This window comes from Bacillus sp. NPDC060175 (assembly GCF_042728695.1).
GTDB lineage: Bacteria > Bacillota > Bacilli > Bacillales > Bacillaceae_G > Bacillus_A.
In genome coordinates, this window is the sequence record NZ_JBHWYR010000063.1 from 1 (window position 1) to 12047 (window position 12047).

The window sequence follows — 12047 nt, forward strand, 5'->3', positions numbered from 1 at the left end:
GTAAACTATTAAATAGATGTTTATTTTCATAATAAAAAATAAAAGATGGCTTAACATCAGCCATCTTTCATATAAATATTTAAGCATTTATTTTATTTAAACTCTTTATATATTTTTATACTGACAATTTAGTGTAATAAATACCTTTACTTATCAGGCTGTGTTTACACATAAAACTCACAGCCAATTAAAGAAAAATTAGTGTTTTATGTGTAAACGGGGTAAATCAAAGAAATACACTCTTCAGGGAGTATCTTTCTACCGTACAGCCATATAATACTTGCTTCTTTCATCTTTAAATTAAGTAGGTAAACAACTACATAGTTATGTTCCTCCGCCTAAAATTAGAAAAGAGCATATCAATCTCTCCTCACCTATATAACGATGATTCTAAAACGTGTCTCCCTATAATTCCAATATCCCCATCACTTCTTTTGTAAATAGCTTAAAATCTTTTAAATGTTTTTCAATAATTTGACGAACAATATCTAAATTTACACTTTGATAATCATGTACAGCGATATTTCGAAATCCCACCATCGCCTTTAACTTATTTGCTAGCTCTGCGCTAAGTAAATCTGCTGCAACCAACAAATCAAAAGCGTCTCGACTTGATTGAGGTAATCCTAATTTTTTCCCTGCAACAATATGCATTGCTAAATCAATACTTGCTTCGCAAGCTCTTTGTATGTTCAATATTATAGAATCTTGCTTTGTATAATCCTCCAAATTATCAGGATTATTTCCATATACGTCCTGTATTCTTTTTATACAACGCTCTATTGTAGAAATTTTATTCAAAATGACTTCATTCTTCATAGATAGAACCTCTTTTCTTTATATCATCAAATACTATCTGGCGTTCCTCATTCAATTTTGAATACATTTTTAAAGTCTTTATTTCAAAAATGGCCTTTCGTTCTTCATCAGAACAAAATATTGTCTTACCTGTATGTATAATCTGAGCTTGAAAAACTGTCGAAGCTTCTGATAAATCAACTAAATCAACATCTCTATGAACGATGTTGGCTAACTCCTGTGCCAATAAAAAACGTTCATAATTCCCTAAAGTTACATCACTTAAATAAGCTATATCAATGTCACTATCTTCCCGTTCTCTGTTCTCCGCTGTTGATCCAAACACAATTATCCAATAGGGATTCACCGTCTCTTGTAATTTTTCTATAATAGCTGTAATCATGCTTTGAAAAATCATTTAATTAATCCCCCTTATTATACTTGAATTTTATTATATCATAATCATTACGAAATCCATTAAGCTACAACAAATACATAAACAAAATTAAACCTTCTTAGTACTTAAAGCACCACAAAATTACAGATTTCACGATGTGGGAAATCCCATATCGGACTTTAGTCCGCCTTTAGGCATGGGATGAAAGTATCGCTTTTTCATAGAAAAACAGTTGTGTTTTGATTATACTTGAACTATAGACAAGCACAAGTCTTTAAAACGTCTATGTGTTCCTTGAAAACAAGATATCATATGGAGTTCGGTAGCCGAATTCACGCTATCGGTAAAATGATATGTGTCGTCAAGAACAAGACGCTAAAACATATGAACACGCAACGATCTATACGGTATGGTTATAGTACCGTAGCTCACGAACCTATACGGTCTGTCGTGAGAGTGGTGATGGCACACCGTAATCTTGCACGTCAGCGATACCAGAAATGGACTTCGCCTTTGGTAGCAAGAATCCCACTGACGTTAGTCAGCTTGCCCCTTTAGGGGTGGGAGTGTCAATTAAGCACTGATACGGTTTATAACAACTTAAACGTATATGCTAAAAAGGGAGCTAACAATTATGTGAGCTCTTATAAAAATAAATAGAAGTCATTTTGAAAAAAATTGATTAAAGCATTTTTCTCTTTTAGTTAAAAGTACAACAGATAGGCTCTTATGCTATTACACATAAGAGCCTATCTCACTAGTATTATACTCAACTAGTTATATAAGATTCCTTTATACTAAATAGAAGGTATTTCTACAATTATTCTGGGAAAATGAAGTTAGAGTTCCCTTCACTATTAGCGGAATTCTCTTTCGGGAATGTAATAGTAGATCCTTCAATCTCTTTATTTATTTCTTGTTCCTCAGGAAATACAATGGAAGAATCATTACTTAAGTTTGGTGAAAAACCAAGTTTAGATAAAATGGCTTTTAAGTCAGGTAAAACACCAATTTTATCAGAGATTGGATCATTAGATTTCGTTCCGGTACTAGGATCACTTAAAATATCCCTAAGCTGGCTCGGTGAATATACTTTTCCCTGATTATTTTTTGTAATTCCTTGAATTGATGCAGCAGCACCAGCAATGATAGGTGATGCACTAGACGTTCCGCTAAAGCTAGAAGTATAAAGATTTGTCATAAATTCACGTGGTTTAGCATCTGTTGTGTCTACTGCATTTCCCCATCCATACACATCCACTCTACTACCATAATTAGAGAAATATGAACGTTTATGAGGAACCCTTGCAGAAGCTGCTCCAACCATAATTGCCCCTGAATCTTTAAAATCAGGACTATTACGATTTAAAACTTGTTTACCATTACGGTCTTTAAATTGATCCAAATCATTTCCGCCGTTTGCACCTGCTTCAATAATAATGATTCCCTTATTTGCTCCCATACGAATTGCATCAAATATATCCGGTTTTACTTCTACAGGAAGATAGTTCTTATCTCCATATCCATCGTAAGTTGCTTGAGCTTCTAATAAAAGGATATCCCCAGCTTGCATATTGTTAACTGCACTTAATATAGCATCTGCTGTATTATATCTACCGTTATCTCTAATCTGAGATACAACTTTCACCTTAGCTTTTGGTGCAATCCCAATTCCGCCTATGTTATTATCTTCTGCAGAAACAATCCCTAAAACCGAGGTACCATGATCATGGTGTTCACTCTTATTCTGTCCGGATATCAATTCGATATTCTGATTCACTAAATCTTCATGAGTAAATAACCAGCCATACTCCATATCTACAAAAGTTGTTCCTTTTCCATCTCCACCTTTTATACTCCAGGCATAAGGTGCATTGATTCCTAATGGTGCTGGTTCAAGGTAACCTTGCCTTGTAAGTCTAGGCTCATCATATGGATTAACAGATAAATTTGGTAATCGCTCTTCTGGTGGCGCTTCTTCTTCCTGTAGATATGCCGTTTCAACAAGAGATGATTTCTCAAATTTTACAAGTAATGCTTGTACATCAATATCACCTTGGGTTTCTACAATATAATAGTTTAGCAAATTAGAAGAAATATGATCGGAGTCTTTTATTTCTTTACCTAAATTTTTAATTTCTGTAGGGTTTAAAGAATTAAAAAGTCGATTTATAGTTACATTTGGATATTCGGCTAAAATTCGAATTAATTCAGGGTCTTGTTTTTCTTCTTTAATGAATTTTTCTATCCCATCCTGATATGGTAAATTCGCTTCATTTTTAAATTTCAAAATTAATTGTTTAGTAACTTGCTTATGTACAGTAGAATTCAATTGCTTATTTGAATAATTGTAAGTAGCTGCGTAGGCAACTTCTGATTTTTCACTTGGAAGTATACCACCTACCCCATTAAATGCTGTTAATGCAATTGAAGAAACTAGAATTCCCTTAAAAATTTTCAAAATGTGCACCTCTTTTAATTTATATATGATTATAAAAAAATGTAGATTACTTAACTTCTTTTTTAAATAAACATCTTATATGTAGTCTTATATTTTCAACTCCATTCATTTTTTAATATTTGCTTATACATTACTAATACAACTAATTTTTTCCATCAAATCTATTAATTCAGTTGCATAGCTGTAACTATTATAGTTACAGCTATAGTGAATAGTCAACCTTATTTTTTATGCATTTTTGCATTATAAATAATACATACTTCTATCAACTTACTTCTAATTTTTTTAAGGGAAGCTGGGCTTCTATCATATTAAGTACTTGCATATATATAATAAAAAGCATATAAGGGGGATGGAAAAGTGGTAATTTCAAGACAAGATTCCTGGACTAACGATAACGATTTACTTCTCGCAACAATAGTGCTTCAAAATATTCGTAACGGCGGAACACAGTTAGCTGCATTTAAAGAAGCGGCTAAACCATTGGCCAGAACTCCTGCTGCTTGCGGATTTCGTTGGAACTCTTACTTGCGAAAACAATACGAAGAAGAAATACAACAGGCAAAACAAAATCGAAAAGTGGAAAATAACATTTCTCCCTCCCAACAAAAAAAAGAAACAAACTCTTTATCTATTACATTAGATGACATTATTTCATTTCTACAAAATTATAAAGAAATGGATGAATTGACAACTTTACAAAATCAAATTGAATATTTAGAAGCAGAGAATCACTCTCTTTCGCAACGTTTAGCTATGTATGAAGAAGAGTATAGTATGTTACTTAATCATATCGATAAGACAAGAAATTTAATTGTAGCCAATTAAATTTAGAAATAAATTAACTTTGATGCTTTCTAAACCGTAGTATTAGTTAAGAATAAAATTTGATTTATAGGTAAGTCTAAAGAGCCTTTTTTGAAAATAAGATCGATAAAAACCCCTATTAACTTAAAAATTAATAGGGGTTTTTATCAAGTATTTCTATCAATCATCAGAATTTGTTATAAATTATCACCACGTATTTTAAAGCAACAATTACTTTACCTTGTGATAATCTTCCACTCTTATTAAGAGTTAGTAAATCAAATAAATTTCCCGCTTTAAATTCACCTAATTCATATAATAGGTATTTACATTGTTTTATTTTTGTTTTTTCATCTCTTCCATTTCTTTTTGCCATGTAGCACCAACACCGCCTGATGGCGTATTCCACCGGTCTTCTTGTCGTTTAATACGTTCCATGTCTGCATCACTCGGCTTAAATTCTTCTACTTCCTTACGTTGCTTTTCCTTATTATGATTTTGTTCAACTTCATTATTAGGTTTATCGTTGATAGTAGCTTCTTCAGGCTTTTTATTTACCTTTACACCTGCTGTACTAGATGCGGGCCTATCATTGGCTTCAACATTCTTGCCTTCGTTCCTTTGAGACGTGTGATTGTTTGACTTACTCTCACTAGATCGCACGCCTACGTTTTTCTCTTCATCCCAACGATTATTTTTTACATCCTATCCAACAGGAATAACTGAATACATTTCCTTATCTTGACCAACATATTCCGCACCAAATAAATTACCATCCTTAAATTGAACTTGTATCATCGCTTCTGGCGCCTCATAAGTATATTCAATTAATTCAGTATCAAACTTCTTCGTTTTAATTGCACTTGTCGCATTACGGTGTAAGGCCTTAGCTACTTCTTCATATGGCATACCATGTTCAAGTGCTTCAAAGTAATCAACAGGCATTGTAGAATTACTTTCATCTGATGGAAACTGATACTGCACAATATCAACTTTTTCCTCACTATTTTCCGTATCAACCGCTTGCTTTTCGTTATCCTTTGGCATATTGTCATCCAACTTTTCCGCGCCCTTTAATTCATCACGCTTTGTATCATCTACCTTCTTATCGGCTTGCGCGTCCTTCTTCACTTCCTGCTCACTCTTAGGTATTTCTTTCTTGGTAGAGGCGTTCTCCTGACCACACCCCACTAATAAACTTGACAACAATAATCCTAATACTAGATATCTTTTCATGTCCATTCTCCCTGTTTTCGCTATATTTATACAATAACATCAGCAAATTTACCTTATATTACCTTATTCCCTTAGTAATATTATAACAATATATTAAAATATACAACAATTTAATTCTCTATTATGCTATCTATTACGAGATATCTTACGAGTTTAATTCTGTCAATTACGCTACGGCTTCCTAACACTTCATTTGCACACTATCTTCTTCCCCCGAGATGCACCTCTAGTGAAAACAAATGAACAAAATTTCGTTAACCTGGTATGTATAGGTACTTATACAAATCAATCATTAATACGTTCGCAGTATTGACCAGTCAGACATTTCAATTCACCCCAATATTCATCCTAGCATGCGTTTCTCAGTGTAAATAAGAAAAAGGCGAACCCTCCACGTAGGAGAATTCGCCGTCATAAACAACTGATTATTTCATACCTATTTTTTCTTTTGCTTTCGTTGGGAGCTCGTCTCTCTTCACTTCCTCCCAAACTGTTGCAACTTTTTCCTAAGTAGTATACACGTAGGAGTGCTTCTTTACGAAGATTCAAGTTGTACCGCTTGTATCATTTCACTGTTTACAAAATACAGTTAGAATCAAAATGCTTCCACTTGAACAACTTTTTTGTTTCCATACCAATTACAAGCTTTTTTAGAGTAGTAGTATCAGTATATCCAAGTTTAATAATTTTTTGCACCAGAACCATTTTCTTACATCTTTTTAATAATCTTATTAAGCTTTTTGTAAAATTCACCTTTTGTTTTTACATGATTAAACTGATTCGGATTAATATTAGCTTTTTGTGAGAGTGCTACAATCTCTTCTTTTGTAATTGAATCTTTAGTATTTATAGATGCTATATTTGTATATTTTCCATCTTCTGTTTTTGGAATTTCTAAAATCCCTTTATTTACAAGATCAACTACAGCCTTATGCTCTGAAGAATGTGTATCTACACCAGTAACTTTCCAATTATGCATAACTTTTGGCTTGTATACACCATTCTTTACCTCTTTTAAATATGTAATAGCAAGGTTACGAATGGTTCCACCTGTTTCTCCGAATGCATTCTCTTGTTTAGATGACCAAATTTGTTCAAACTTACGTCCTTCTAAAGCTCCCCCTTTTGCCTGAAGAGCCTCCATTCTATATGCATTCATTCCCAGCGTCATAACATCGCTCATTTTGATTGGTTTATTTGTACGAATAGATCGTAAATTTGTAATTCTACTTCCATATGGTTTTGTTAAGTCAATTTCGTATTTTACGCCTCCAAAGAAATCATTCGTACTGTATTTAGACGCACGGCGGGTTTTATCAAAGCTAACTGTTACATCTCCGGCACGAGATGAGTTAAAATACCCTGCCGCCCATTCCATGTAGTCTTTTAAATCTTTCCCAGTTATCTTATATACTGTAATTTCTCCCAAAGCATATTGGTAATTATACGCAATATCTTTCTTCTTAATAGGACCTACATCCAAACGGGCATAATCGTTATCAATTTGATGGGCTACTACATCTGCTTTGCTGTAATAGAGCATGACTTCATGAAAGAAATCTGATAAAGGTGTCTCTTGAATTTGCACACTTGGAATACCCTTTATTTCATTTTCAGGAACAAGATTTCTACCCTTTAATTGAGCGACTACAACATTTGCATCTCCTCTCGCATACTCGTGAAAAGGTGTTAGTGTTGCTTCAAGTGTAGGATCAGATAATACCGTTGTTCCATCAACATTTTTTACAGGTAATGCGGTAGCTGTTTTATCTTTTAAAACCAGTTTTCCATCTTGCTTTGTAAAAGTAAGATCAATACGTGAGATATGTGTTCCATATTTATCTGGTTCTGTAATAATAACACCATTTACAACCTCTTTTTTTACAAGTTTATGCATATGAGCTGCAAAAATAGCGCTTAGTTCCGGACAAGCATTCGCAATATCTTGAACCCCAGTACCAGGGATTCCATTCTCATTTTCTAGTCCCATATGCATAACCCCTACCATTACATCTACTTTACCTTTTAATTCTTTAATTGCCTTTTTTGTCTCTTCAACTGGATTTTTCACCACTAAACCATCCAAATGATCTGTCCCTTTTTCAAAATCACTAATCATTGGTGTATTCATACCAATAATTCCAACTTTAATTCCGCCTTTTTCAACAATCGTATATGCAGGAAGAAAACGCTCTCCATTCTCCTTATAAATATTTCCTGCTAACGTCTTTCCCTTGTATTGCTCACTAACTTTTTTCAATGTATCTAATCCAAAGTTGAATTCATGATTTCCAAATGCCCAGGCGTCATATCCCATTGTATTCATTGCTACCATCATTGGCGATTGTGGCTTATCGTTGAATAATTCTACTGAGTTTCCTTGAATTGTATCCCCGGCATCTACTAATATGGTATTTGGATTTTCTTGACGTACCTTCTTTATAACCGTATAAAGCTGCGTCAAACTTCCACTCATATTTGCTCCATCAAGCGCATAATCCCAAGGCATAAATCTACCATGAATATCTGCAGTACCCAATAATGTAATATTAACATCAGATTCCTCAGCTTTAGAGATAGCTGGTTTGACTATTACTGCTGTTCCAAGAAGTATAAGAATAACAAAATAACATACATAGTTCTTCCATTTCATTTTTGGCATAATAACAATATTTCTCCCCTTTTTGTACTGTCATAAAGTTGCTTGAACTTTAAAAATGTAACTTATTATTCGGAAAACTTCAACTACAAAAGAGAATTTTTTGAGTGGTTCTGGTGCAAAAATAAAATAAAAGAGAATAAAGTACATATATCCCTAACAGAATTGTATTTTATTTCTCTCATGAGATTTAGCTTATGATGCTAATTCAACTACACTTAGAGTTTCTTTCCTAGTGGATATCCTCCCTTTACACAATCTAATGAGCAAACAGCCTTAGACCTTGCACAAGATTCAATCCTTAATTAACTATAATCAAATGAATTACGTCAGCCATTCATTCTTATCAAAAAACAATAGAACAGGAGTATGAACGTATAATTCATACTCCTGTTCTATTGTTTTTGGTACCTATATACTTATTTTCACTTAGTGAATTTTATATTGACCAGATATTTGTTCTTGCGCCATACGAACTAAGCGCTTTGTAATTTCTCCACCTACTGAACCATTTGCTCGTGCTGTCGAATCTGGTCCAAGTGTAACGCCAAACTCCTGAGCAATTTCATATTTCATTTGCTCAATAGCGCTTGCTGCGGCTGCTATCAAAATTTCGTTTGAATTATTATTTTCGCGAATTTGCATTTCTTACACACCTCCATGATTTATGGTAATATCATGCTCTACTTCCAGTAAAATATGCAAAAAATTATTCCGTTAGCTGTATAACTCAAATACCAAAATCTCATTACCTCTATTTAAAATGAAATATTTTTTAAACATTCCGAACAAAATAAGTCCCATGAACATGTAGCTATAATTCTATGTAATTTCATATCCTTAAACCCATATTTCAATGTAGCTTGTGCTGCTCAAAAAGCATATCTTTTATTGAAATATTTAGGATTGAACACCCAACCAATCTCATAAGTATGCTCACCAAAATATTTATGAAAAACAATTTGACCAATCAGGATATTTTCATCTATTAATACCACAGGAAAGTTCTTAGCATTTTTACCAATGTTTTCATTCACAAAACTTCTTGTATCTTCTTCAGTAAAAAACCCTTCAGGTATGTATTTCATAACATTGATATCTGCCGTATACTCATGGACAGCTTGCCGATATTTGAACTCAAATTTTAGTATTAAAGACCTTTCTTTTTTGCAAATTTTTACATTTATTTCCCCCCTCAAAAAATCGTAACTTTATTTCAAATCCACATTTAACCCTTAAAACAAAAAGAACTTGTAGGAATCTCTACAAGTTCTTTTTAGTTTCAGGTGAATATACGAGACAAACTATCTTACAGATTCATCATAGAAACTACAGGGGTAATGCTTTGACAAATATATTATATAACAAATATTAACAGCCATAAATTTCAATTTTGAAAACTATGTGAATTAAGAACGAAATTAGCTTTTTTCTTAACTATTATTAATTTCGTTTACTACTAACTTCTTTTTCCTTAAATAAACTGCTCGATCCGATTTTTTTGCAACTTCTTGTGAATGCGTAACTACAATTACACATTTATCCTCTTGATGAGCGAGCTCCTGAAACAACTCAATAATTTCATTTGCTGTTTCTCCATCAAGGTTTCCTGTTGGTTCATCAGCAATCAATAAATCGACATTGCAAGATAGTGCTCGAGCAATTGCTACACGTTGTTGTTGTCCACCACTTAGTTGCAAGACATTTCGTTTCGCTTCTACTTCTGTGAGTCCTACCTTCTCTAATAATTCTAATGCTCTTGCTTTTTTATTTTGTACCTTCACACCTGTAATTTCCATTGCCGTTAGTACATTCTGAAGAGCAGTCATATAGGTAATCAAATTATACGATTGGAAAATTACGGATACATTTTGATTACGGTATCGATCCAAACCAATTTTTCGAATATCCTTGCCATTATATAGTACATAACCGTTTTTAGGTATGTCCAGCCCACAACCTAAGCTAAGAGTTGTGGTTTTGCCAGATCCAGAGGGCCCTAAAATCGTGTAAAAATGCCCTTTTTGAAAAGAAAAATTAACATTATCTAGTATCGTTACTTTTTTCCCGTTACTTTCATAATAATAATCTAAGTTTTTAAATTGTAAAATCGTCTCCATATCGAGCCTCCTTATTCATCTTTTAATAGAATTTGTTTTGGATTTAAGCGTAGAATAGATAATGCTGGAAGAAGCGTTGCTAATATAGCAATAGCTAGTCCAATTCCCCCCATTTTTCCTACATCCTCTCCCGTTACACTTACATCAATCTTATCAATTGGCTCTTCGTTTTGGTTTTGTGGAGTACCACCAGCTCCAACCATCATTACACTACCATTTTGTGAATTGTCTTTTTCTTCGCTTGCTGTAGCAATTTCACCCGAAAGTAAGTTATCCCCTACGAATTGAGAAACTTTAGCCCCTGTTGTTAGTGATAATCCTAACGCTAAAATAGCAATACATACTACTTCTACTACGAACTGCGCCATCAGTTTCCATTTTTTCTCTCCAATGGACAATAAAATCCCCATTTCCTTACGACGTGCTTTAATCGATAACATAATGATTAATCCTAAGATAATCGCACCTGCAATAGATACCATATAGATAATCATTTGAGACGTAGAAGCGATATTTTCGATAGGACCAATCATTTGTTTGTACAATGAATCTTGTGCATCTAACTTAAAATAATTAAAATCAATATCAGATTTTTTTGCTTCTTTTTTAAATGCATCAATGTCTTGTGGATCCTTCAATAAGTACACAACTTGAATACTACTACTCATACCTTCATCTGTTTCTAATTTTTTCAAAGTAGAGTAAGGCATATATAGTTTATTAGCTGGATTCATCATAGGAGGGGGATTTTGACCCATTGGTTGCTCATTCGTTTCGTAAATACCGATAATTTCAACTTCAAGAGTTTCCTTCTTATCCCCTGATTGAACTTTAACTTTATCTCCTACTTTCAAATTGTTTTGTTCCGCTAATCGTTTTTCCATTAAAGCTACATTCTGATCTTGCATCTGTTCTGTAATTGGTTTTCCATCAACGATTTTACTTTTTCCATTTTTAAAACTTTCTTGTAATAAAGTCTTGCGAACTCCTTCTATCATAAGAGAAGAATTCATATCTATTTCTGAACCTGAACCTGATCCTCCCACCATTGCAACGTTACCTTTTCCTTTTCCTTCTCCTTCTGAAGCTCCTACTAATTTAAACCCATCCGCAATTCCGAAATTATTGGTTATATAATTATAGTCTTTTACATGCTTGGACTTCGCTAATTGGTCTGCTTCTTTTGTGTTGAGCTTCGGCGGCTTAGGCATCTCGCCAGTTTCCCTAGCTTGTTGACCTAATTTGTCAAAATCAAGACCTAAAGTAACATCTGCACCTAGTTTTTTTCTTGCTGCATCAGCAGCTTTTTTTGATGCATTTTGGATTGTGAATCCTGCCAGCACTAAATTTGTAACAATCAGGAAGACTGCCATCAAAATTAATGATGTTCCTATTCTTTTTTTCATACTGAGAATTGCGCGTTTTATAAAATTCATTTTTCCTAACCTCCTTGATAGCTGTTATTCTATATACGCTATCTAGAGTTTGTATGGAGTTACTCAGTAGTTTATCTAGAGATATATGGAGTTTATGTGTACTTATTCATTGACCTTAGCAAGAAAAACTGGA

General features: G+C 33.5%; 8 protein-coding genes and 3 pseudogenes. 1 reads left to right on the top strand and 10 read right to left on the bottom strand.

The features are described 5' to 3' along the window. Positions 1–405 precede the first annotated feature (405 nt). From hepT to ACFWDE_RS23695, 3 genes are all read right to left on the bottom strand, one after another. Positions 406–819 carry a type VII toxin-antitoxin system HepT family RNase toxin gene (hepT, locus tag ACFWDE_RS23685; protein WP_002150889.1) on the bottom strand — a complete coding sequence of 138 codons (414 nt, stop codon included), beginning with the start codon at positions 817–819 and terminating at the stop codon, positions 406–408. After that, positions 809–1216, bottom strand: coding sequence for a type VII toxin-antitoxin system MntA family adenylyltransferase antitoxin (gene mntA, locus ACFWDE_RS23690; RefSeq protein WP_002150891.1), 408 nt, complete (start codon positions 1214–1216; stop codon positions 809–811). The genes hepT and mntA overlap by 11 nt, the downstream gene beginning before the upstream one ends. Before the next feature lie 799 nt (positions 1217–2015). Then, positions 2016–3656, bottom strand: a complete 1641-nt coding sequence (locus ACFWDE_RS23695; protein ID WP_377895086.1) for a S8 family peptidase — start codon at positions 3654–3656, stop codon at positions 2016–2018. Positions 3657–4016: 360 nt separating this feature from the next. Between ACFWDE_RS23695 and ACFWDE_RS23700 the strand changes: the two genes are divergently transcribed. Further along, a complete protein-coding gene (locus ACFWDE_RS23700) occupies positions 4017–4484 on the top strand; it encodes an RsfA family transcriptional regulator (RefSeq protein WP_016119175.1) in 468 nt (155 codons plus the stop codon). 315 nt (positions 4485–4799) lie between these two features. Here ACFWDE_RS23700 and ACFWDE_RS23705 read toward each other — a convergent pair. The 7 genes and pseudogenes from ACFWDE_RS23705 to ACFWDE_RS23730 form a co-directional block, all read right to left on the bottom strand. Continuing rightward, positions 4800–5699 (bottom strand): annotated as a pseudogene (locus ACFWDE_RS23705) (hypothetical protein). Positions 5700–6124: 425 nt separating this feature from the next. Next, positions 6125–6245 (bottom strand): annotated as a pseudogene (locus ACFWDE_RS30575) (YxeA family protein); the annotation flags it as partial. A gap of 163 nt (positions 6246–6408) precedes the next feature. Continuing rightward, a complete protein-coding gene (locus ACFWDE_RS23710; RefSeq protein ID WP_377895089.1) occupies positions 6409–8361 on the bottom strand; it encodes a bifunctional metallophosphatase/5'-nucleotidase in 1953 nt (650 codons plus the stop codon). 426 nt (positions 8362–8787) lie between these two features. Then, positions 8788–9003, bottom strand: a complete 216-nt coding sequence (locus tag ACFWDE_RS23715; protein ID WP_085313259.1) for an alpha/beta-type small acid-soluble spore protein — start codon at positions 9001–9003, stop codon at positions 8788–8790. 161 nt (positions 9004–9164) lie between these two features. Then, positions 9165–9533 (bottom strand): annotated as a pseudogene (locus ACFWDE_RS23720) (GNAT family N-acetyltransferase); the annotation flags it as partial. Positions 9534–9791: 258 nt separating this feature from the next. Further along, positions 9792–10478, bottom strand: a complete 687-nt coding sequence (locus ACFWDE_RS23725; protein WP_002150937.1) for an ABC transporter ATP-binding protein — start codon at positions 10476–10478, stop codon at positions 9792–9794. An 11-nt stretch (positions 10479–10489) separates the two neighbouring features. Continuing rightward, the gene (locus tag ACFWDE_RS23730) at positions 10490–11914 is read right to left on the bottom strand and encodes an ABC transporter permease (protein ID WP_377895093.1); all 1425 of its coding nucleotides are present in this window, start codon (positions 11912–11914) and stop codon (positions 10490–10492) included. Between the last annotated feature and the right edge of the window lie 133 nt (positions 11915–12047).